Below are 20536 nucleotides of genomic sequence, written 5' to 3'. Positions count from 1 at the left end.
ATTTTTAGAAAGTAATGCTGTACGTTCCAGTAGAGGAAACAGGGGCCTTTTCTGCCTTCACATATTTTTTAACCCATCCGATGGAGGTAGAAACAATACAAGGGTCTGAAATTCCGCCAATACGTCTTGCAGAAACAATATTTCCGGCTTTATCTACAGTGTATGCAATCGTGATAGAACCGCTTGCTGTACATTTGTGACTCGGTTGTGCGCCACCTCTTCCGTAAGTTCCGGGAATGTAATCGGTTAGTTTTCTGTCGATGCCAATTTTGCTGTCGCCATTTCCGTCTCCGCCTAAAGGATCTCCGTTGTTACCAATTCCATCGCCAGTTCCTTGGCTTCCAGGATTTTTTCCTCTTCCTTTAATGAGGTTTCCGATGGCTGCATTTCCTTTGCCATCACCATTTCCTTTTGTACTGTTTGCGGTGGTTGCTCCTCCTTTTATTGTGCTTTTAGAAGCGCTAGAACTTGGCTTTTTATTCGATTTTGAATCGTCTTTTTTTGCCACCGTTCTATTGTCGTTCCCTGAAATAGCTTTTTCTTTTACCTCGTTTTTCTTGCTTTCGGGTTGTGGCTCGTTTTTAATAATTGCAGTAGGCTCGGTTTTGCTTTCTACAGGTTCTGTAAGGGTTTCATCTGCTTTTGCAGCTACACTTCCTTCTTGTTCTGCGGGTTCTTCAATACCGTTTCCGTTTCTGTTGTCTCCGAAGTTTACGAGCATTGTGGTTACAATTTCGGGTTGCTTCTCTTCTTCGGTAGGTTTTAATTTATAGATAAAAACAAACAATAAAATTGCCGACCAAATCAAAATAGAGAGTAAGGCACTCTTGATACGGTCTTTGTTGTGCTCGTTTTTATCGATGGTATAGCTTCTCATGTAAGTTGTTTAACTTGATTTGAGATTATTGTTCTTTCACTGTAGCAATGGCGATGTTCAGTTTATGCTTTTCGGCAATTTCCATTGCAAAAACTACATCTTTATGCATTGTGTTTTCGTCTGCTCGAATGGTAAAAGATTTACCACCTCTTTCATTTAAGAGATTTACGACAGTAGCTTCTACTTGCTCTCTTGCAACTGGTTTATCATCTACAAAGTAATTTCCTTCGGCATCAATGCTTACGGTAAGTGGGTTTTGAGTATTATCTGCGGCAGTATCTGCTTTCGGAAGTTTTACATCAATTGCACTTTGGTTGGCGGCGGAGGAAGTCACCATGAAGAATATCAACATCAGCAAAATAACGTCTGTCATTGCTGCAAGGCTGAATTCTGGGTTTGCTTTATTTCTTCTCTGAATTTTCATCGTAAAAGATTATAAAGGTTTGTTGATGATATCTAAAAATTCTCCAGACATGTTTTGAGCATTCAAAACAAATTTATCAATTCTCGTTAAAAGAAGGTTGTATGCGAAGTTTGCAGGAATTGCCACTGCCAAACCAACTGCAGTTTGTCCTAAAGCGGTATAAATCCCTTCAGATAAGGTTTTAGGAGAGAAAGAGCCTTCTGCATGAGATAAGTTGAAGAACGCAATAATCATCCCGATTACTGTTCCTAATAAACCCAACATCGGAGCAATACTTGGTACTACGGCTAAAAGGTTAAGGTTTTTTTCCATATTGGCAACTTCTACCTGCGCTTGAGATTCCATGGCGCTTACGATATCAGAAACGGGTCTTCCTAATCTTGAAATTCCTTTTTCTAAAATTCTTGATTCTGGCGAATTTTGCGTTTTACAGTAGTCTAATGCAGCATCAATCTTTCCGTTTCGAACAAAATCTTCAATATTATTCATAAAGTTAGAATCTGTTTTAGAGGTCATTCTTTTAATAAAGAAAAATCTCTCGAAGAAAAGATAGACAGAAAATACGCCCAACAAAAGCACGGTTACCATTACAATTTTGGCAAAAGCACCTCCGTGGAACATGATGCTCCAAAATGAAAATTCTGCAGTTTCAGCAGAAACAACAGGCGCCGCGGCCTGTGCAAATAAAACCTGAGTAAGTTCTGTTACAAGCATTAATCTGTAATTTTTAATGGTTTAAACGACAAAAATAAAGGAATATTATTAATAACAATCTTAAAAAATGCTTAAAATAAACCTTATGCGCCAAAACAGCAAATTTCTCTCCAAAAATGATGAAGAGAAATGCATAATATGATAAAAGATAAAATCTTAATCTTCGTCTACCTCTATATCGTCTTGCTTAAGTTCGCATTTAAGCCTAAACGGAATTGGGTTTTCTGAGCCTGTATAAAAATCGTCTATTTGACCTTTCCAGATTAGCTGAAGTTCACCGTTTTCGTCTTTTTCAAAGAACAATTCGTTGTCATAAAGATAGGCTTCTTCATCATCAAAAAGATCTACTTCTGTGTAAGAATCTTCGTCTGAATCGTTTATTTGGAAGGTTTTGTCTTCAATCTCAGCAGATTCTATAGGGAAATCAAAAACTTCCATAGAAAGCTGAGGAAAATTGTACTGCAGAGAATCGTCTTCCACATGATCGAGGCTGTCGTCTGTGATAATTTCTACTTCCAAAAAGTGTTGCTGATTACTATAGACCGCTTTGCAATAGGTATTTTTAATATTGTATTTAAGCGTTTCGTCTGGATGGTAAATTTTTAAAATCCCTTTCATTTTTCCTTAAAAAAAGAGCGTATTGGTATGTTTGTTAATTGTTTTAACAAAGATAAAAAATTGACTGAATGTGAAAAATTTTTTCAAATTATTTTTAAAATTTAACATTGAAGAGAGTTTTCACAAAGAATCATTACTTTTGTTTCATTCTAAAATCTTTATTCATGCGAAAAATTGTATTGGGAAGCCTTTTCTGTTTGGGGCTTGCAACGGCTTTTACTTCTTGTCGAAAGACAGATTCACCTCTTACCAAAGTTACGCCGAGTAATATAGATTCTATCGCAGCCAATTATTACGAACAATATTTGAAGTTGTATCCTTTGGAAGCTACGCAGCAAGGTGATGAAAGATATAACGACCAACTTCCCATAAATATAGATAAAGATTTTATTTCTGGCGAAATAGCTTTCTATACTTCTGTACAAAAACAGCTAGAAAATGTAGATTACAAAAGCCTTTCGGATGATAAAAAAGTGGTGTTTGATGTTTTAGATTTTACGTTAAAAGACAAAATTGAAGCATACGCTTATCACCCAGAATACATTCCGTTTACGCAATTTGGAGGTTTACCGCTCAATTTTCCTTTGTTGGGAAGCGGTGAAGGAAGCCAGCCTTTCAAAACCGAAAAAGACTATGAAAACTGGTTGAAGAGAATGGATAAATTCCCAGAATGGGCAGATGCAGCGGTTAATAATTTCCGTGAAGGGATAAATGCAAAGGTTACTTTGCCGAAGAAACTGGTTATTAAGATGATTCCGCAAATGAGAGCGGAAGAAATTATTACTTCTGACCCTGAGAAAAATATTTTTTTCGGACCAGTTAGAAATTTCCCTAAAAGCTTTTCAGAAGAAACTAAAGCTAAGTTTACCAAACTTTTTGAAGAATCAATTAAAAAGAATATTATTCCGTCTTATACAAAATTAGGAGATTTTTTAGAGAAAGAATATTACCTTAAAGCCAGAGATACAGATGGTTATAATGCACTTCCGAACGGAGATAACATTTATTCTTATTATACAAAAAGTTGGACGACAACCAATATGTCTCCAGAAGAAATCAACAAAATTGGTTTACAACAAGTTGCGATGCTTCGTTCGGAAATGGAAAAAGTAAAACAAGAAGTTGGCTTTACAGGTAGTTTGGATGAGTTTATTACATTCGTGAAAAATGACCCCAAAGCAATGCCTTATCAAAATTCTACAGAAGTTTTGAACGCTTTTAATGGAATTTTAACGAAAATTACTCCAAAACTGAAAACAATGTTCAGTGTAACACCGAAAACAAAATTCGAGGTAAGACAAACTGAAAAATTCAGAGAAGCGAGTGCAAGTGCAGAATATATACAAGGAACGGCAGACGGAAAAAGACCGGGGATTTTCTATGTTCCGCTTCCAGACCCTACCAAATTTAATGTAACTTCTGGAATGGAAAGTCTTTTTTTGCATGAGGCAATTCCGGGGCATCATTACCAAGTTTCTTTACAGCAGGAAAACGAAGCTTTGCCTAAATTTATGCGTTTCGGTTGGATTGGAGCTTATGGTGAAGGTTGGGCTCATTATTGTGAAACTTTAGGTCCAGAATTCGGGTTGTACACAGACCCGTATCAAAAAATGGGATATTTGAGCGACCAAATGTTGAGAGCTGTAAGATTGGTAGTGGATACAGGAATTCACACCGGAAAAATGAAAAGAGAAGAGGCAATTGCTTACTTTTTAAGAAATATTGCTTACGACGAAGCGGGAGCAACTGCCGAAGTAGAACGTTATATGGCGATGCCTGGACAAGCTTTAGGTTATAAAATCGGGGCATTGAAGTTCCGTGAGCTGAGAGAACTTTATCAGAAAAAACTGGGAGAGAAGTTTAGTCTGGCTAAATTTCATGATGAGGTTTTGAGCCAAGGTTGTCTTCCTTTGAATGTTTTGACCAGAAAAATGGAAAATTGGGCTAAAAAGCAATAAAATAATTTAAAAAAACACAAAAAAGAATGTTTACAGTAGAACAAATCGAGGAAGCGCACGGTAAAGTTGCTTCGGGAGCAGATTTCCCAAAATACATTCAGGAAATTAAAGATTTTGGCGTAAAATCGTTTGAAACTTGGGTAAAAGACAGTCATACCAAATATTTGGGAGACAATAATTTTAAAACTGAATCTGCACCAAAATATGAAGATTTAAAAATCGAAGATGTTCTCAATAAAGAAGAGTTTCAGCATTGTTTGAAAAAGCATCAGCAAGGACAAACCGATTACATGAAATTCTGTGAAGATTGTGCTGTAAATGGTGTCGAAAAATGGATTGTAGATTTAGACCAATATACCTGCACTTATTTTGACAAAGCAGGCAACGAAGTTTTAGCGGAGGAAATTCCGCATTAATATTTCATAAAAATTTTTAACAATAAAACTCCAGCAAATTTTGCTGGGGTTTTATTGTTGTATGCTAAAATGTTAAGCTTTTACGATGTTGATAATCACTTCGGTAGCTTTTTCCATGCTTTCCAAAGCAACATATTCGTATGGTCCGTGGAAGTTGATTCCTCCTGCGAAAATATTCGGGCAAGGCAATCCCATGTAAGACAATTGCGCGCCATCTGTTCCGCCACGAATGGCTTTAATTTTTGGCTCAATTCCCGCTTCTTTCATCGCTGCAGCGGCAATGTCTACGATGTGCATTTTGCCTTCAAACTGCTGCTTCATATTTCTGTACTGCTCTTTAATTTCGATTTCTGCCGTTCCTTCTCCATGTTTTTGGTTGAATTCAGCAATTTTATCTTCCATGAATTTCTTTCTCGCTTCATATTTTTCAGCATCGTGGTCACGAATAATGTATTGAAGTTTAGCTTCAGAAATATCAGCGTTTAAATCCATTAAATGATAAAAACCGTCGAATCCTTTTGTCGTTGCAGGAGTTTCGTTTGCAGGAAGCATTTGTGCAAATTCCGCAGCCAATAAAACTGCATTTACCATTTTTCCGTACGCATAACCTGGGTGAACACTCAGCCCGTGAATTTTTACCACAGCACCTGCTGCATTGAAGTTTTCGTATTCCAATTCACCAACTTCGCCACCATCCATTGTGTAAGCAAACTCAGCTCCGAACTTTGCTACATCAAATTTGTGAGCTCCTCTTCCGATTTCTTCGTCTGGAGTGAAACCTACTGCAATTCTTCCGTGCTTAATTTCCGGATGAGCGATAAGGTATTCTGCTGCTGTTACGATTTCTGCACAACCTGCTTTGTCGTCTGCTCCAAGAAGAGTAGTTCCGTCGGTAGTAATTAAAGTTTGACCGATGTATTTCTTTAAACTTTCAAATTTTGAAGGAGATAAAGTGAATCCTGTAGCTGCATTTAGCAACAAATCGCTTCCGTCATAGTTTTCCCAAACTTTAGGGTTCACATTTTCTCCGTTAAAGTCTGGCGACGTGTCGTAATGAGAAATAAAACCGATAGTTGGCTTGTCGTCATTCTCAATATTAGAAGGAACATAACCCATGATGTAGCCATTTTCGTCTATTGAAACGTCTTCTAAACCGATATTTTTAAGTTCTTGTGTAATGTAGTTTGCGATTTCCCACTGTCTTTCTGTGGAAGGTGTAGACTCGCTTTCAGCGTCGCTGGTAGAATATATTTTTACGTAACTGATAAATCTATTCAGTAATTTTTCTTTCCAAACTTGGTTAAATTCTATCGTACTCATTATTGATTTTTATAGTTGCACAAATATACGATGTATTCTATCATTGAAGAAAAGGTATGGAAAAGCATTTGAAATATGTTTTATTTCTAATAATGAAGTTTCTAATACTAACCGTTTTGACGCTCGCTTCGCTCGCGCCATCAAAAAATCCGCAGAATTTTCTGCGGATTTTTTTAGAAACTATATAAAAAAACTATACTGCATAAGCAGCTTTATTTTGAAAAACATTGATAACAGAGGTCTTTTCTTTATTCATGTCATGAATTACTTCCACTGTAAAATTTGAAAATTCGTAAAGAATATATTTCAAATGGTTGTTTGTTCTTTCGTTCATCACTTTTCCGTTATGAATAACAAGATTGCATTGATCACGATCTGCTAAGTTTTTAAAATCGTAGAAAGAAATATTCATAGCATTATGTTTTTGAGGTCTTGATTGTAGTATTGCAATTCCTTTACCAAATCTGTCTGTTTTTTAAATGAAAAGTATTTATTTAATGTTAAATTTTTCTGAATAGTCTTGAAATACTTAATTTTAGGTAGTTTGAATAGTTTTTTCAGGATAAAAAAAAATTAAATTTAAAATTAGAAAAAAAGGCGAGGTGCTTAAAGTTTGCGGAATAAAATTTCAAATGCTTTTTTACTGAATTTTAATTATAATGGTTTGATTTTTAATAGATTGTTTAATATAAAATGATTGATAGCAAAATGCACAAGATTTATTATATTTGAGAAAATCAAAATGTAAAAATGTTTCTTACTGAATGTCCGCGAGATGCCATGCAAGGTTGGGGTGAAATGATTCCGACTTCCAAAAAAATTGATTACATCAACGCCTTGATGGATGTAGGTTTTGATGTGCTCGATTGCCTAAGTTTTGTCTCTCCGAAAGCGATTCCGCAAATGGCAGATTCTGCTGAAGTTGCCGAAAATATTGATAAATCTAAGTCTCAAACACAGGTTTCGGCTATTATTGCCAATTATAGAGGCGCCGAAAAAGCTTTGAAGTATGAGGTTGTTGATATTTTGGGGTTTCCGTTTTCAATTTCTGAAACATTTCAGCATAGAAATACCAATAAAAGTCAGGAAGAAGCGTTTGATGATATTGTGAAAATTCACGAGCTTACAAAAGCAGAAAATAAAAGCTTAAATCTTTATTTTTCAATGGCGTTCGGAAATCCTTATGGCGAAATGTGGAAATGGCAAGATGTAGAATTTTGGGCGAGAAGATTTGCTGAAATAGGCATTACAAATATTTTGCTTTCCGATACCACCGGTGTTGCAACAGCAGAAAATATTACGCTTTTGTTTGAAAAAATACCTTCGCAATTTCCTGAAATTAATTTCGGGGCACATTTTCACAATCGGTACGAAGAGTCTTATACCAAGCTTAAAGCAGCTTACGACCAAGGTTGCCGCAGATTCGATTCTGCAATTAAGGGAATTGGAGGTTGCCCAATGGCGAAAGATGATTTGGTAGGAAACATGCCCACAGAACAGGTCATTAACTTTATGAGCGTAGAAAAAGCACCTCACAAACTGAATTTACTAAATTTTGAAAGCGCTTACAATAAAGCGAAAGATGTGTTTCATTTTTAAATTATGAATAAGTTCTATCTAATAATATTTACTATTTTAAGTCTTACATTAAAAGGGCAGTTAAAAGAAATTGATGAGCTTAAAAATATTGGAACAAGGTATGATTCAATGCTTATTGCTTATCAGAAAAAAGCTAAAGATTCTCTTTCTCATCTTAAAAAAGACATACGTAATGAGATTATGGCTGCAGAAGAAGCAAAGATTTTTGAAAAGCAAAGAATTGAGGAAAGAATTCAGTTAGCTAAAATTAAAAGTCGAGAACTGGAAATAGAAAAGTTAAAAATCCCGCAAAAATTTTTAAGATGTGAGGGCAATGAAGATTTCCAAATGCCTGATTTTTCAAATAAGCCTAAGTATAAACCTACCGTAAGTAAGATAAAAACAAAAGAAAGTGACGACAAAGATAATTTGAGTAGCGTAGTTACTTTTCAGGTTACAGCAGATGGTTTTATAAAAAATGTAGTGGCATCAGGAGAAAATGCTGAATTTAACAGGGATTTAGAAATTACTCTTTATAAATTAGCGAAATGGACTCCAAGATGTAATAAAGGTTTTGCTAAAACTGAGAGTTATAAGCTACCTGTAAAAATGAATTTTAAATAAAGAAAATATGACTTCAAAAATAACATATCTCGGCGATTTAAGATGTTCAGCTGAACACCTACAATCAGGAACTATTATAGAAAGTGATGCACCGACAGACAATCACGGTAAAGGTGAAAAGTTTTCGCCAACAGATATGTGTGCCACTTCTCTAGCAGAATGTGCTCTTACAACGATTGCTATTTTGGGAAAAGATAAAGGTATTAATATTGATGGCGCTTATTGCAATCTTCAAAAAATAATGGCAACAAATCCTAGAAGAATCAGTGAAATTGTTTGTGAATTTATATTTAAAGACCAATATACTGACGAGCAGAAAAAAGCGATTGAAGAAATTGCTTTCAATTGTCCGGTTTCCAAAAGTTTACATCCAGATTTGAAACAAACGCTTACATTTGTTTATAAATAAAATTAAAGTCTCAGATTTACTGAGACTTTTTTAATTTCCTTCCAAAATCTGCTCTGCGGCGGTTTTTGAAGTAACTTTTTCAATTACTCTTGTGCAGATTCCGTTTTCGTCGAAGATAAATGTGGTTCTTACGATTCCCATATAGGTTTTCCCGAAAGTTTTCTTTTCTTGCCAAACTCCAAATTTTTCAATGATTTCTTTGCTTTCATCAGCTATTAAATCGTAAGGAAAGGAAAATTTATTGTGGAAGTTCTTTTGTTTTTTTACAGAATCTCCGCTAATTCCAAGAATTTGAAATCCCGCTTTTTCTAGTTGAGAATAATTGTTGCTTATATTACACGCTTCTACCGTACAAGTTGGCGTACTCGCTTGTGGATAAAAGAAAATGACAAGTTTTTTACCGTTAAATTTTTCTGAATTGATTGTTTCACCATCCTGATTTACACTTTCGAATTTTGGTAAAGAGTCTCCGACTTTCAGCATATTTTTTAATTTTGTTCAAATTTAGATTTTAAATGACAAAAAAACAAAGAGCCGAGCTCATTCAGCTAGAACTTGAGAGATTGTATCCAGAAGTTCCTATTCCGTTGGATCATACCGATGTTTATACCTTAATGGTTGCTGTTGCGCTTTCTGCTCAAACAACAGATAAAAAAGTAAATGAAGTAACACCAGAGCTTTTTGCTGTTGCCGGAACGCCACAAAGAATGGCAAAATTGGAAGAGTTTCAAATTAAAGAGCTGATAAAAGAAATTGGTCTTGCGAATACAAAAGCGAAGAATTTGAAAAAAATGGCAGAGCTTTTATTAGAAAGACATGATGGAGTTGTTCCTCAAACGTATGAAGAACTCGAAGCGCTTCCGGGAGTGGGGCATAAAACCGCTTCTGTGGTGATGAGCCAAGGTTTTGGATTTCCCGCTTTTCCAGTAGATACGCATATTCATCGTCTGATGACGCAATGGAAGCTTACATCAGGGAAAAACGTTGTAGAAACTGAAAAAGATGCTAAAAAACTATGGCATGAAAGCGTTTGGAATAAACTTCACCTCCAAATAATTTTTTATGGAAGAGAATATTCGCCTGCAAGAGGAAACGGGGAGAAAGACTTTCTCACCAAAATGCTTTTTGAAAAATAAAACATTCACCTGATTTTTTTGTAGAAAAGAGGTAAAAAAATCAGGTGAATTTTATAAAAATCAATTAAAGGCCTACAACAAATCCAACGGTAGGAATAAGTCCGCTAGAAAAATTACTATTGTTACTGGAGTATAAAACATTATACATTAAGCCTAATTGTAAATAAGAATTGTTACCCATTCTCTGTAAATAACCGCCCCCTAAATAAAGAGCCGTTTCTTCATCACTTGCAGAAAAATCGTAGTATTTGTCTTTGTAATTGATGAAAAATTGCTGAAGATTTCCACTCAGGTAAAAAGATCTTGCAAAATAATAGTTTACGAATGGCCCTACGCCAAACATAGTAGAGTTGAAATAATCTGAAGTTTGCCACATTACAGTTCCCGTAATTCCTCCCTCAAGATTATCGGTAATTCTGTAACCAACTCTTGGGGAAGCTTGTAGATTAAAAGTTGAGTTGCTGCCAAAACCGAACCCTATTCCGCCTCCAAATGTCCATTTGTTTGCAGGGGCTGTTGAAGTTCCGATTACATTTTGAGAAAAAAGAGAAGCCGAAATAGATAATAAGGCTAGAAATGCTATTTTTTTCATGTTTTACATTGTGTATTTATGTTCACAAGGTAATAAATTTCTCTGATTCAATTTACAAGATATTATATGATTTTGTGTTTTAAATATTCCATCATGTTTAAAATGTAAATAAATTATAAAACAGAAATAGGTTATCACTTTTATCAATCCTTTATATTATCGCTTTTTTTACGTGAATGAATATCGTAATTTTGCCGTGTCAAACTAAGAACTCCCGTTAAGAGTTTCGTAAAATTGAATAGAATGAAAGTAGTAGTAGGTCTCTCTGGAGGCGTAGATTCAAGTGTAACAGCGTATTTGTTGCAACAACAAGGGCACGAAGTTGTGGCTCTTTTTATGAGAAACTGGAACGATGCTTCCGTAACTTTGGAAGACGAATGTCCGTGGATTGAGGATAGTAATGATGCCTTAATGGTGGCTCAGAAATTAGGAATTCCTTTTCAGGTAATCGATATGAGCGAGCTTTACAAAGAAAGGATTGTAGATTACATGTTTGCCGAATACGAAAAAGGCAGAACCCCCAATCCAGACGTTTTATGCAATAGAGAGGTAAAATTTGATGTTTTTATGAAAACCGCCATGTCTTTGGGAGCCGATAAAGTGGCAACGGGACATTATGCAAGAGTAGATTCTACTTTCGATGAAAACGGCAAAGAAATTTTCCATCTTTTAGCCGGAAAAGACAATAATAAAGACCAATCGTATTTTTTATGTCAGTTGAGCCAGGAGCAGCTTTCGAAAGCGTTGTTCCCAATTGGAGAGCTTACAAAACCAGAAGTAAGAGAAATTGCGAAAGAAATTGGTTTGGTAACGGCAGATAAAAAAGATTCTCAAGGATTGTGTTTTATCGGAAAGGTAAGTTTACCGCAATTTTTACAACAACAGTTGGTTCCGAAAGAAGGAGAAATTGTTGAAATTTTTAAAGATTCGCCTCTTTTTGCAGAAGAAACACCCAAATTTTCATCAAAACAGGAAGAATTGGAGTTTTTGAGCAGAAAAATTCATTATAAAAAATCAGACGGAAAGGTAATTGGAAAACATCAAGGTGCTCAATTTTTCACCATCGGACAAAGCAAAGGTTTAGGAATTGGCGGTCATAAGGAAAGTTGTTTTATTATCTCTAGAGATATGGAAAATAATATTCTTTTCGTAGGTGAAGGTCATCAATTTCCTGGTTTGTTGAAAAAAGCCTTGAAAATTGCTAATTCTGAACTGCATTGGGTAAGAGAAGATCTTCGTTTGAAAAACGGAGAATCGATGGAGGTAATGGCAAGATTCAGATACAGACAGCCTTTGCAGAAAGCAACTTTGTATCAGTTCGAGGATGGTTTTTATGTTGAATTTGAAAACCCTCAATCTGCAATCGCTGAAGGGCAATTTGCTTCTTGGTACAACGGCGAAGAGTTGTTGGGAAGTGGCGTAATTTCTTAATGAAAATAAAAAGTACAAGGTGAGTTCGGGTTTCTAGCCCCGATCGTAGCAATTGTTTGAGCTCATTTTCGGGATTTCGGCGGCGAAGCCGCCGCCGAAACCCCGAAAATAGCGAGTGCGGAGAGCGGGAATGGCTTCTAAAAAATTAAAATTTCTCATTGGTCGATATAATTTCAACGTTTATCTATACAAAAGGCTTATTCTTCTATAAGCCTTTATTTGTGCGGTTTTAGGGCATGTGAATTGATTCTTTTAAAACAAGAAAGCAATTAATTAACCTTAAAATAAAAGTCTTATGAAAAAATTAGTTTTTGCAGCAAGTTTATTTGTTGCCGTTGCAGTAACAGCACAGAAAAGAGGAGTTGAGGTACAAAAAGATAGAGTAGAATACCAACATCAGCAAAATGATTTCTACGGAATTCGATTAACGAGCCACCAAGAAAGACAAATAAAGTCTTTGGAAAGAGAAAGATTGAATGAGCGTGCATATGAAATGCGTTTGAAAAAAATCTTAACAAAAGACCAGTACTTTAAATATGTTCAAAACCAGAAAAAAGGAGGTGAAAAAGACAAAAAGTGGAGCATAACAAACCTTTTAGATAAAAAAATAGACCGAAAATCAATTTCGATCTATTTTTTTTAGGAAACGAGCCAATCTTTAAAGTCTTTTACACGTTCTCGGCTTACGGTAATTTCTTCTTCGGGTTGAAACTTGAGCTCAACTTTATAATTGGGTGAAGTATGTATATTTTTTATGTAATCTGAATTGATGATGAACTGTCTGTTGGTTCTGAAAAATTTTTGATTATCAAGAACTTCGGTTAATTCATCTAAAGTAAAATCAGAAGGGTAAGCTCTTTCCTGAGTTTGAAGATAAACGATTTTATTTTCGCTATAAAAACAACTGATTTCTGAGGTTTGAACAATTTTTAAATTATAACCAATCTTTACCAAAACTCTGGATAATGTAGATTTGTCTTTTTTTATTAATTCTTTGATTTTTTGAGAATTAACTTCGTTATTTGAAGGAATAAATGACCTGAATTTTTCTATTGCCGCACCCAAATCTTCGTCCATTATCGGTTTTAAAAGATAATCGATGCTGTTCAGTTTAAAAGCTTTTAAAGTATATTGGTCAAAAGCGGTAGTGTAGATAATAAATGCTTTTGTTGGAATCTTCTCAAAAATATCGAAAGAAAGACCGTCGCCCAAAACAATATCCGAAAAAATAAGTTGTGGATGCTCGTTTTTAGAAAACCATGCGACACCATCTTCCACAGATTCAATTTTTGCGATGAGGTCAATGTCCGGAAATTCGCTGAGCATTCTTTCCAGTTTTCTTGCGGCAGGTTTTTCGTCTTCGATGATGATGGTCTTAATCATTGTGTGTGGTTTCAGTTTTTGAAAAGATAAAAGTAATTAAAACTTTTTTATTTCTTTCTCTAAAGTTCTGCGTTCCCAATCTGGGTTTAGAATAAAAATTTGTAAAGCTTTTACCAAAAGAATGATTGCCCAAACTCCGAGAATGATGCAGCCATCAAAGCGGTTAATATCAAATGTTCCGTTGTCTATTGTGTCTGAGAAAAACAGCAAAACCGAGACAATTCCGAACCATAATAATCCTCTGTAGAATCTTTTAAGTTCTTTTACTCTTTCTTGTGCTTTTTGAAATTCCATGATGTTAATATTAAATTAGTTATTAGTTTTTATTTAAAGTGATTTTGATTGTCTTTTATCTTCCTCCATCAATTGTCTGATTTTCTTTTCTTCCCAGTCTTTTCCGATTCCGAAGGTTGAAACAGCATGCGCTACAATCCCGATTCCCCATCCCAACATTGGCCAGTAAAACCACAAATGTTCGGGAGATGTAAGTACGTTTACAATAATTAAAAAAGGAATTACTAAGCAATATGAAGTAAGGTTTCCGTAAAATCCTTTAAGGTCTTTCACTCTTTTTGCTGCTTTTTCGTACGCTAAGTTTTCTTTGTTGTAAGTAAGATTTTCCATGATGTTTTTATTTTAAATTGGTAATTGTTTGTTTTTGTTGAGACAAATGTAGTACGGAAACTTACCTCAAATCAATTTAATATGACCGAACGGTAGAATTTGCTTACTGAACTGTAAAAATCCTGACTCATTGAGAATCAGGATTGTTTTTTAACCTTTAAAATGATTAATTCGGGTTTTTAATATAGAAAAGGAATCAGCATTTTGGTCTTTTTGCGATACGTTTCATAATCTTCACCGAAGGTTTCCAGAAGAGCTTGTTCTTCCACCTTAATTCTGTATCTAAAAGCGATAAAAACCGGAACAAAATTTACGATTAAAGAAATCCAGTTGTTTTGAAACATACCTAACCCAACAAACGGAAGCAATGCAAAAGTGTAAGAAGGATGTCTTAAATAACGATAAATGCCGTCTTGTTTTATTTTATGGTCTTTTCGAATACTCACATCAACGGTAAAATATTTTCCGAGACTTTTAATAATTAAGTATCGACAAACAACACCCGAAATAATTAATAATAAACCAACAAAATAGATCCACATGCGGTCTGCAATGGGAGATTTTAAAACAAATTGAATTAAAATTCCGAGAAAAACGGAAGGTAAAATTACCAGCCAAAGAATATTTAAAGACGATTTGTCTTTTTTCTGAGCAGAATTTTCAGATTTCAGGATTCTTTTGTAATAGATCTCGCTGGAAAACCAAATCGCAATAGAAATGTAAAAAATTGTGATGAGAGTTGTCATTCTATTTATTTTTTTCCATTAATTCTCTAATTTTTTTCTCTTCCCAGTTTCTTCCAATGGCAAAAACGCTCATTCCATGGGCAATAAGACCAATTCCCCATCCTAAAAGACACCAGTAGAACCAAAGATGATTGGGCGATGTGATGAAATTCAGCACTATTAAAAACGTGTTTACAATAATGTAGCTTATCAGATTAGAGTAAAAGCTTTTCAATTCTTTTACGCGTTTTTGCGCTCTTTCGTAGGTAAGATTTTCGCTGCCTTCAATTTTTTCTTCTGTGATAGGTTTTGATGCTAAAACAGGAAGTTTTACTTTAAAAAAGGATTCAGATTTCTCTATAAACACATTTTTTTTGGTTAAAAGAGAGTATCGCTGCACGATATTCGCCAAACCAATTCCTGCGCTTTCCTTTATTTGTTCTCTCGCTTGAAGGTTGTTTTCAATACATAAACAATCGTTTTCGGTAAAAACTTTGATGATTAAAGGCTTCGACGAAGTTGCAAAATTATGCTTAATACAATTTTCCAATAAAAGCTGTAGAGAAAGCGGAACGACAAACTTCCTTAAATCATTTTCATTCACATTAAATTCGAAATCTACGCTGTCTTCAAACCTCGTTTTCAGCAATTCGCAATAGGTTTTTGCAAAATCTATCTCATCTTGCACGGTTACCAGTTCTTTGTCTTTTTGTTCCAAAACGTATCTGTAAATCTTTGACATTGAAGCAGTAAACTTCTGTGCCTGTTTTGGGTTTTCGTCTATTAACGAACTTAAAACATTCAAAGAATTAAAAAGAAAATGAGGATCGAGTTGGTTTTTTAAGCTTTCAAATTGTGCATTGGCAGATTTGGCAATCAGTTTTTGTTCTACAACTTCCTTTTTCGATGTTTTTTTCAGTTCTTCCATGAAACCTTTTGCATGGAGAAACGCCGAAATTAAAAGTGTGAGGTTGATCATAAACCAATTCACAAAATTGTATTTTCCGGAAAAAAATTCTGCGGGAGTAGCTGCTTTTTGGTAAATCACAAAATTTACATAATTGCAAACATAAACGAGTATAAAGTTGACGATAAGCAAAGAAACGATACTAAGAATTGCTCGAGTTCTCGTGGCTTCAGACCACGGAAATTTACGGTTCAGAAACTCATTCACAAAATGATTCCCGCAACCTAAAAAAACAGTGTACATCGCCGAAATAGCAAGTGTGAGAAAAAACGAGCGTATACTTTTCTCCTCATTTACAAAGAGAAAAAAATACATCGATGTACCAATCGATACATACATAAGACCAAGCAAATCTTTGCGTTTCATCATAATCAAAGAATGATTTTAATATTGAATTTTTAGACGAAATTTCATCAAAAAACATTAAAAAGTATCAAAAAAGACAAGTTTTAATTACTTTTTATCAAGATTAATGAAATATTCAGCTTCTGCTTTTCCCCAATTTGGGTCTAGCGTTGTTGCTGGTTTATAAGTTTCAAATTGCTGAAGAGCCGCTTTAAACAAGTCCATTCCTTTTGCTTTGCTTCCGCCATATTGTTCCGGAGTAAAATAAATATCTTCCGCTCTTATAAGGGTTACTCTTGGGTTTTCTCCATTTAAAGATTGTGCTTTTTCTATGGTTTCCTGAGCTTTCATTCCGAAAGTCATATATCTCTGCATTGGGTTTACCATCATTTTTAGAGAATAAATCATTTTTTGTAGCAAATAAATTTCAGAATTATCAGGTTCAGAAGCCATTGCAGCATCTACAAATTTTTGTGCTTGATCTGCTGTTGCGTCTAATTGATCCAATTTGTTTTCTCGCATTAAAACTCTTCCTTTTTGAATGTAAGAAAATGCAGCGTAATAATTGGGCAACCATTTTCCCTTTTCTTTTTCTGCAATTCTTTGGAAATCATTCGCTAAAGTATGGAAGTCTTCCGGTGTTTTGCAGGTTTCAATTTTGGCAATTTTTTCGCCCATTATTTTTTCGTAAGTAGTCTGTGCAAAAGCTGTTAAGCTGATTAAACTTAAAGCAAAGCTTAAAAATAGTTTTTTCATGATTCAATTTTAATTAGGTTAAAGATAATTGATTTTTAAAGATTATTATTGATGGCATCCTGACTTTTATCGACACCAAAACTGATGAACATTCCTACAAAGACAAAGGTATTCACTGGCGGAACAACCGCTGTTCTGTAATTTCCATCGGTAGAAAAATTGTAGCCGTAGATATTTTTTCTGCCTAAAACATTCGAAACGCTTAGAACAAGTACAGTAAAAGCTTTCGCATCTTTCTTCCCTAGATTTGGAAGATAATTAAAACTAAAATTCAAAGAAGAAAAATCTTTCAAACTGCCTTCATTTCTGATGATATTTTCGCCATTTTCAGTAATAATATCATAATAAGGGCGCCCTTTTGCGTAATTGAAAGATAGATTGGTTCCAAATTTCAAATTCGGAAAAAACCTTTTGGCAACAACAGAAACGGTGTGTTCTGCGGCAAAATTGGGTTTCAAACTCATCGGATAATTTAGGAAATCTCTTTTCGAATCCAAGAACGAATAACTAATCCAATAATCGATATTTTCAAATGTTTTTTTATCTCTGAAAAAGAACTCGATTCCTTTAGCAAAGCCATTTCCGTTATTATTTACGGCAGTTTGTACCGCTTGATATTGCCCCGGAATATTGGCGATGTTCTGAACTTTTATCAAATCATCATACTTTTTATAGAAAGCTTCGAAGCGCAAACTTCTTCCGTCCGTATTTCTTTGAAGCTGAAAAATATAATGTTGCGACTGCTGAAAATCTAGTTTTGCCGATGAATTGATGTATTTATTTTCCGGATTTTGGTAGAAAATTCCGTACGCAAGCGAGGTTGTCCATTCTTTTGCCAATCGATAAGCTAAAGCAATTCTTGGAGCAAAATTGGCCGCTTTTAGAAAAGAAGAGTATTCGGTTCTTGCGCCAATTTTAGTTGAAAAACGGTTGCTGAAACCCAAATCTGTTTCCACAAAAGCAGAAGAAATAAGGTCTGAGTAATTTTTATGAATATCTTCTACCGAAAGATTTTCTTTCGCATGATTCAGTTCGAAACCACCTCTTACAGCAGAAATTCTGTTGATTTTTCTTTCTAAAACAGCTTTAAAGTTTAAATAATTTCCGTCATTAATCATTCGTGTTTCACCGTTGGAAACATCATTATTTTCTGTTGAAAAATTTAAATCTGAACGATTAAAAGTGTACGAAGAACCGAGATTTAGTAAATATCGGCCAAATTTCTGACGATACGAAAGCGTGTGAAAAGTGTTTGCTCCTTTTAAATGTACCGAAGAATAATCGTAATCGGGTTCAAAGCTTGGCGTTTTTACGCCCATCACATTGCTGTTGAACAAGCCGTAGTATTTTAAAAAACCGCCTGATTTTGTTTTAATTCTAAAATTTGCATCACCATTAAAACCGCTCGGTGCTTCAGAAAAATTGGTGTTAAAGATCAAGATTTCCTGCATTAGTTTTAGGTTAGAATATCCTGCACTCGCTCCATAAGAATATGTTTTCTCTGAATTTACTTTTTGCATGGAAGCGTTTAAAAAGATAGGAGCAACGCCAAAATCATATGAAGATTGGTCTGGTAAATCTACACTTTCGAGCATTAATGCGCCAGAAAGAGCCTGTCCGTACAATGCAGAATAACCGCCGCTGGAGAAAATATTTCCTTTAAATAATGAGGTGTTGAAGCGGTCTCTTCCCGCAATTCCCGGGACAGAATTGGTGAAATAATTATTGATTAAACTTCCATCCATAAAGATTTTTGCCTCAGAACCCGTTCCTCCACGAATGAAAAGACCTTCTGTTTCTCCTACTTTTTGCACTCCGGGAAGGTAATTTAACGCCGAAGAAATTTGTCCGTCTGCGCCGGCTGTTGTATAAATGTCGATGGGAGAGAGTAGAGCGGTTGCTCGGTTTTTGTCGGACGCTTCAATGGAACCTGCAGAAATCACAACGGCATCAATTTCACTGATTTGCTCTTTAAGCTCGGCGTTGATTGTAATGTTTTGATTTTCAATAATTAAACTCTTTTCTGTTTCAATGTATTTTGAATGGGAAAACTGTAAAATATGGTTTCCTGTTTCTGAGGTTTCAAAAGAATAATTTCCTTCAGCATCTGTTGTCGCGCCGTCGTAAGTATCTTTTAAAGTTACATTTACCTGAGGAATTCCCTTGTTTTTGTAACTTACTTTTCCCGAAATTTTAATCTGTGAGGATAATGAAACACACCAAAAAGCAAAAGTTAGTAAGAGTATTCTAAAGTAAAAAGTTTTCATCGGCTGATAATTTGATGTAAAAATACACAGTTCAAAAAAGCGGATCAATAAAATTTAGCTGAACGGTATTTTTTCGACACCGAACCGTAGCTTAATTTAGATTTAAAGCATTTTGGGCTTTTCAGACTGAATATTATCCTTATCTTTAGTATCATTAAATCAAATAAAAATCAAAAATGAATTTAAAAGCATTTAGTTTATTAGGAAGTTTTGCTCTTTTCGCTGTGTCTTGTGGTACATGTAAAACATTCGACATCCAAGGAAAAAGCGGAACGCAGACTGAAGGAACTGCAAAATTTACTCAAAAAGGAGACCGTGTAGTTTTGAAACTGAAAGTAAATAACCTTACACCCGGAATTCACGCAGTGCATATTCATGAAAAACCAGATTGCTCTGCTGCAGATGGAACTTCTACTGGAGGACACTGGAATCCTGCGAAAGACGACCACGGAAAATGGGGAGCAGACCATTTCCACATGGGAGATATCGGAAATCTTACAGCCGATGCGAATGGGAAAGCCGAGTTAAGTTTTGCTACCGATAAATGGTGTATGGATTGCAGCGATACTTCTAAAAATATTATGAATAAAGGATTAATTATTCACGCTGCTGCTGATGATTTCCACACGCAACCTACGGGAAATGCTGGTGGAAGAGTCGGCTGTGTTGAAATTAAATAATTTCTTTTTCTTACATAAAAATGCCGGTTTTTTAAGCCGGCATTTTTTTATTCTTTAATAAGATTTAATTCTCCAAAATATTTTTTAAACTTTTGAATTTTTGGACCTACTACAGCGCTACAATAAGGTTGTGTAGGGTTTTCATTATAATATCCTTGATGATATTGTTCTGCAGCCCAGAATTTTTCAAATGGGGAAAGCTCTGTTACGTACGTTCCTTCCCATCTTCCTGATTCTTGTGAGGTTTTAATAGCTTCTTCTGCTTTTGCTTTTTCAGCATCATCTTTATAATAAATTACTGAGCGATATTGTGTACCGATATCGTTGCCCTGTCTGTTGAGCTGGGTTGGGTCGTGCAAAAAGAAGAAAACATCCATTAATTGTTCATAAGAAATAAGGTCTGGATGATACGTGATTTGAACAACTTCTGCGTGACCAGTTTCGCCAGTGCAAACGTCTTGGTAAGTTGGGTTGTCTTTATGACCTCCCGAATAACCAGAAATGGCAGATTCTACACCTTTTAGCATATTAAAACAGCTTTCTACACACCAAAAACATCCTCCTCCGAAAGTAATTTGTTCCAATTGATTGTTGCTCATTTTTTGAATCGTTTTTAAAATTAATTGCTTTAGAAAAAGCCAATCAAAAATAAGGAAAAGTTTTTCAAAATTAGACTTTAAGTAATGCTTTAT

Annotated in this window: 25 protein-coding genes; 9 read left to right on the top strand and 16 right to left on the bottom strand. The window is 35.0% G+C overall.

Translation table 11 applies throughout. The features are described 5' to 3' along the window. Positions 1–4: 4 nt before the first annotated feature. The 4 genes from AC2A1D_RS10630 to AC2A1D_RS10615 form a co-directional block, all read right to left on the bottom strand. Complete coding sequence (locus AC2A1D_RS10630) at positions 5–877, bottom strand: ferric siderophore ABC transporter substrate-binding protein (protein WP_484043615.1); 873 nt, start codon at positions 875–877, stop codon at positions 5–7. A gap of 25 nt (positions 878–902) precedes the next feature. Then, the gene (locus tag AC2A1D_RS10625) at positions 903–1301 is read right to left on the bottom strand and encodes an ExbD/TolR family protein (protein WP_484043614.1); all 399 of its coding nucleotides are present in this window, start codon (positions 1299–1301) and stop codon (positions 903–905) included. Positions 1302–1310: 9 nt separating this feature from the next. Beyond that, positions 1311–2015, bottom strand: a complete 705-nt coding sequence (locus tag AC2A1D_RS10620) for a MotA/TolQ/ExbB proton channel family protein (protein ID WP_484043613.1) — start codon at positions 2013–2015, stop codon at positions 1311–1313. 156 nt (positions 2016–2171) lie between these two features. Beyond that, positions 2172–2633 (bottom strand): hypothetical protein, encoded by a 462-nt coding sequence (locus AC2A1D_RS10615; RefSeq protein ID WP_484043612.1) that lies wholly within the window; start codon positions 2631–2633, stop codon positions 2172–2174. A 164-nt stretch (positions 2634–2797) separates the two neighbouring features. Between AC2A1D_RS10615 and AC2A1D_RS10610 the strand changes: the two genes are divergently transcribed. After that, positions 2798–4591, top strand: a complete 1794-nt coding sequence (locus AC2A1D_RS10610) for a DUF885 domain-containing protein (protein WP_484043611.1) — start codon at positions 2798–2800, stop codon at positions 4589–4591. A gap of 26 nt (positions 4592–4617) precedes the next feature. Then, on the top strand, positions 4618–5007 hold the full coding sequence (locus AC2A1D_RS10605) for a DUF1398 domain-containing protein (RefSeq protein ID WP_484043610.1): 390 nt from the start codon (positions 4618–4620) through the stop codon (positions 5005–5007). A 72-nt stretch (positions 5008–5079) separates the two neighbouring features. Here the strand turns inward: AC2A1D_RS10605 and pepT are convergent, their stop codons facing one another. Beyond that, on the bottom strand, positions 5080–6327 hold the full coding sequence (gene pepT / locus AC2A1D_RS10600; RefSeq protein ID WP_484043609.1) for a peptidase T: 1248 nt from the start codon (positions 6325–6327) through the stop codon (positions 5080–5082). Between the two features lie 193 nt (positions 6328–6520). After that, positions 6521–6739, bottom strand: a complete 219-nt coding sequence (locus tag AC2A1D_RS10595; protein WP_484043608.1) for a hypothetical protein — start codon at positions 6737–6739, stop codon at positions 6521–6523. Positions 6740–7077: 338 nt separating this feature from the next. Between AC2A1D_RS10595 and AC2A1D_RS10590 the strand changes: the two genes are divergently transcribed. From AC2A1D_RS10590 to AC2A1D_RS10580, 3 genes are read left to right on the top strand one after another with little or no spacing between them, the layout of a single operon-like run. After that, positions 7078–7926: a hydroxymethylglutaryl-CoA lyase gene (locus AC2A1D_RS10590; RefSeq protein WP_484043607.1), complete on the top strand. Its 849-nt coding sequence runs from the start codon at positions 7078–7080 to the stop codon at positions 7924–7926. Between the two features lie 3 nt (positions 7927–7929). After that, positions 7930–8529 carry a hypothetical protein gene (locus AC2A1D_RS10585; RefSeq protein WP_484043606.1) on the top strand — a complete coding sequence of 200 codons (600 nt, stop codon included), beginning with the start codon at positions 7930–7932 and terminating at the stop codon, positions 8527–8529. Between the two features lie 7 nt (positions 8530–8536). Further along, positions 8537–8938 (top strand): OsmC family protein, encoded by a 402-nt coding sequence (locus AC2A1D_RS10580; protein WP_484043605.1) that lies wholly within the window; start codon positions 8537–8539, stop codon positions 8936–8938. A gap of 30 nt (positions 8939–8968) precedes the next feature. On the opposite strand, the gene bcp is transcribed toward AC2A1D_RS10580, so the two are convergent. Beyond that, positions 8969–9421 carry a thioredoxin-dependent thiol peroxidase gene (gene bcp, locus AC2A1D_RS10575; RefSeq protein ID WP_484043604.1) on the bottom strand — a complete coding sequence of 151 codons (453 nt, stop codon included), beginning with the start codon at positions 9419–9421 and terminating at the stop codon, positions 8969–8971. A gap of 32 nt (positions 9422–9453) precedes the next feature. Here bcp and AC2A1D_RS10570 point away from each other — a divergent pair, with 32 nt between their 5' ends. Further along, complete coding sequence (locus AC2A1D_RS10570; protein ID WP_484043603.1) at positions 9454–10074, top strand: endonuclease III domain-containing protein; 621 nt, start codon at positions 9454–9456, stop codon at positions 10072–10074. Between the two features lie 64 nt (positions 10075–10138). On the opposite strand, the gene AC2A1D_RS10565 is transcribed toward AC2A1D_RS10570, so the two are convergent. Next, entirely contained in the window at positions 10139–10666 is a 528-nt protein-coding gene (locus tag AC2A1D_RS10565; protein WP_484043602.1) for a hypothetical protein, read from the bottom strand. 243 nt (positions 10667–10909) lie between these two features. Between AC2A1D_RS10565 and mnmA the strand changes: the two genes are divergently transcribed. Continuing rightward, entirely contained in the window at positions 10910–12097 is a 1188-nt protein-coding gene (mnmA, locus tag AC2A1D_RS10560) for a tRNA 2-thiouridine(34) synthase MnmA (protein WP_484043601.1), read from the top strand. A 295-nt stretch (positions 12098–12392) separates the two neighbouring features. Beyond that, positions 12393–12740, top strand: a complete 348-nt coding sequence (locus AC2A1D_RS10555) for a hypothetical protein (RefSeq protein WP_484043600.1) — start codon at positions 12393–12395, stop codon at positions 12738–12740. Here the strand turns inward: AC2A1D_RS10555 and AC2A1D_RS10550 are convergent. The 7 genes from AC2A1D_RS10550 to AC2A1D_RS10520 form a co-directional block, all read right to left on the bottom strand. Next, positions 12737–13480, bottom strand: coding sequence for a LytR/AlgR family response regulator transcription factor (locus AC2A1D_RS10550; protein WP_484043599.1), 744 nt, complete (start codon positions 13478–13480; stop codon positions 12737–12739). The two genes, AC2A1D_RS10555 and AC2A1D_RS10550, sit on opposite strands and share 4 nt — an antisense overlap. A gap of 36 nt (positions 13481–13516) precedes the next feature. Continuing rightward, positions 13517–13774: a 2TM domain-containing protein gene (locus tag AC2A1D_RS10545; protein WP_484043598.1), complete on the bottom strand. Its 258-nt coding sequence runs from the start codon at positions 13772–13774 to the stop codon at positions 13517–13519. A gap of 33 nt (positions 13775–13807) precedes the next feature. Next, complete coding sequence (locus AC2A1D_RS10540; RefSeq protein WP_484043597.1) at positions 13808–14104, bottom strand: 2TM domain-containing protein; 297 nt, start codon at positions 14102–14104, stop codon at positions 13808–13810. Positions 14105–14283: 179 nt separating this feature from the next. Then, positions 14284–14850, bottom strand: a complete 567-nt coding sequence (locus AC2A1D_RS10535) for a methyltransferase family protein (RefSeq protein ID WP_484043596.1) — start codon at positions 14848–14850, stop codon at positions 14284–14286. A gap of 1 nt (position 14851) precedes the next feature. Then, entirely contained in the window at positions 14852–16165 is a 1314-nt protein-coding gene (locus AC2A1D_RS10530) for a 2TM domain-containing protein (protein WP_484043595.1), read from the bottom strand. 84 nt (positions 16166–16249) lie between these two features. After that, complete coding sequence (locus tag AC2A1D_RS10525; protein ID WP_484043594.1) at positions 16250–16897, bottom strand: hypothetical protein; 648 nt, start codon at positions 16895–16897, stop codon at positions 16250–16252. A 35-nt stretch (positions 16898–16932) separates the two neighbouring features. After that, a complete protein-coding gene (locus AC2A1D_RS10520) occupies positions 16933–19164 on the bottom strand; it encodes a TonB-dependent receptor (RefSeq protein ID WP_484043593.1) in 2232 nt (743 codons plus the stop codon). A 176-nt stretch (positions 19165–19340) separates the two neighbouring features. On the opposite strand from AC2A1D_RS10520, the gene AC2A1D_RS10515 reads away from it, so the two are divergent. Beyond that, entirely contained in the window at positions 19341–19844 is a 504-nt protein-coding gene (locus AC2A1D_RS10515) for a superoxide dismutase family protein (RefSeq protein WP_484043592.1), read from the top strand. A gap of 47 nt (positions 19845–19891) precedes the next feature. Here the strand turns inward: AC2A1D_RS10515 and msrA are convergent, their stop codons facing one another. Next, complete coding sequence (msrA, locus tag AC2A1D_RS10510) at positions 19892–20443, bottom strand: peptide-methionine (S)-S-oxide reductase MsrA (protein ID WP_484043591.1); 552 nt, start codon at positions 20441–20443, stop codon at positions 19892–19894. Positions 20444–20536 lie beyond the last annotated feature (93 nt).

It is taken from the genome of Chryseobacterium sp. HNCC26DJ239, from assembly GCF_057180445.1.
This window is presented reverse-complemented; position numbering and strand designations above follow the sequence as displayed.

What these genes read in the sequence shown, in the direction of transcription:
- AC2A1D_RS10630 (WP_484043615.1), bottom strand. Translation starts at nt 877, where the DNA reads ATGAGAAGCTATACCATCGATAAAAACGAGCACAACAAAGACCGTATC.
- AC2A1D_RS10625 (WP_484043614.1), bottom strand. Translation starts at nt 1,301, where the DNA reads ATGAAAATTCAGAGAAGAAATAAAGCAAACCCAGAATTCAGCCTTGCA.
- AC2A1D_RS10620 (WP_484043613.1), bottom strand. Translation starts at nt 2,015, where the DNA reads ATGCTTGTAACAGAACTTACTCAGGTTTTATTTGCACAGGCCGCGGCG.
- AC2A1D_RS10615 (WP_484043612.1), bottom strand. Translation starts at nt 2,633, where the DNA reads ATGAAAGGGATTTTAAAAATTTACCATCCAGACGAAACGCTTAAATAC.
- AC2A1D_RS10610 (WP_484043611.1), top strand. Translation starts at nt 2,798, where the DNA reads ATGCGAAAAATTGTATTGGGAAGCCTTTTCTGTTTGGGGCTTGCAACG.
- AC2A1D_RS10605 (WP_484043610.1), top strand. Translation starts at nt 4,618, where the DNA reads ATGTTTACAGTAGAACAAATCGAGGAAGCGCACGGTAAAGTTGCTTCG.
- pepT (WP_484043609.1), bottom strand. Translation starts at nt 6,327, where the DNA reads ATGAGTACGATAGAATTTAACCAAGTTTGGAAAGAAAAATTACTGAAT.
- AC2A1D_RS10595 (WP_484043608.1), bottom strand. Translation starts at nt 6,739, where the DNA reads ATGAATATTTCTTTCTACGATTTTAAAAACTTAGCAGATCGTGATCAA.
- AC2A1D_RS10590 (WP_484043607.1), top strand. Translation starts at nt 7,078, where the DNA reads ATGTTTCTTACTGAATGTCCGCGAGATGCCATGCAAGGTTGGGGTGAA.
- AC2A1D_RS10585 (WP_484043606.1), top strand. Translation starts at nt 7,930, where the DNA reads ATGAATAAGTTCTATCTAATAATATTTACTATTTTAAGTCTTACATTA.
- AC2A1D_RS10580 (WP_484043605.1), top strand. Translation starts at nt 8,537, where the DNA reads ATGACTTCAAAAATAACATATCTCGGCGATTTAAGATGTTCAGCTGAA.
- bcp (WP_484043604.1), bottom strand. Translation starts at nt 9,421, where the DNA reads ATGCTGAAAGTCGGAGACTCTTTACCAAAATTCGAAAGTGTAAATCAG.
- AC2A1D_RS10570 (WP_484043603.1), top strand. Translation starts at nt 9,454, where the DNA reads ATGACAAAAAAACAAAGAGCCGAGCTCATTCAGCTAGAACTTGAGAGA.
- AC2A1D_RS10565 (WP_484043602.1), bottom strand. Translation starts at nt 10,666, where the DNA reads ATGAAAAAAATAGCATTTCTAGCCTTATTATCTATTTCGGCTTCTCTT.
- mnmA (WP_484043601.1), top strand. Translation starts at nt 10,910, where the DNA reads ATGAAAGTAGTAGTAGGTCTCTCTGGAGGCGTAGATTCAAGTGTAACA.
- AC2A1D_RS10555 (WP_484043600.1), top strand. Translation starts at nt 12,393, where the DNA reads ATGAAAAAATTAGTTTTTGCAGCAAGTTTATTTGTTGCCGTTGCAGTA.
- AC2A1D_RS10550 (WP_484043599.1), bottom strand. Translation starts at nt 13,480, where the DNA reads ATGATTAAGACCATCATCATCGAAGACGAAAAACCTGCCGCAAGAAAA.
- AC2A1D_RS10545 (WP_484043598.1), bottom strand. Translation starts at nt 13,774, where the DNA reads ATGGAATTTCAAAAAGCACAAGAAAGAGTAAAAGAACTTAAAAGATTC.
- AC2A1D_RS10540 (WP_484043597.1), bottom strand. Translation starts at nt 14,104, where the DNA reads ATGGAAAATCTTACTTACAACAAAGAAAACTTAGCGTACGAAAAAGCA.
- AC2A1D_RS10535 (WP_484043596.1), bottom strand. Translation starts at nt 14,850, where the DNA reads ATGACAACTCTCATCACAATTTTTTACATTTCTATTGCGATTTGGTTT.
- AC2A1D_RS10530 (WP_484043595.1), bottom strand. Translation starts at nt 16,165, where the DNA reads ATGATGAAACGCAAAGATTTGCTTGGTCTTATGTATGTATCGATTGGT.
- AC2A1D_RS10525 (WP_484043594.1), bottom strand. Translation starts at nt 16,897, where the DNA reads ATGAAAAAACTATTTTTAAGCTTTGCTTTAAGTTTAATCAGCTTAACA.
- AC2A1D_RS10520 (WP_484043593.1), bottom strand. Translation starts at nt 19,164, where the DNA reads ATGAAAACTTTTTACTTTAGAATACTCTTACTAACTTTTGCTTTTTGG.
- AC2A1D_RS10515 (WP_484043592.1), top strand. Translation starts at nt 19,341, where the DNA reads ATGAATTTAAAAGCATTTAGTTTATTAGGAAGTTTTGCTCTTTTCGCT.
- msrA (WP_484043591.1), bottom strand. Translation starts at nt 20,443, where the DNA reads ATGAGCAACAATCAATTGGAACAAATTACTTTCGGAGGAGGATGTTTT.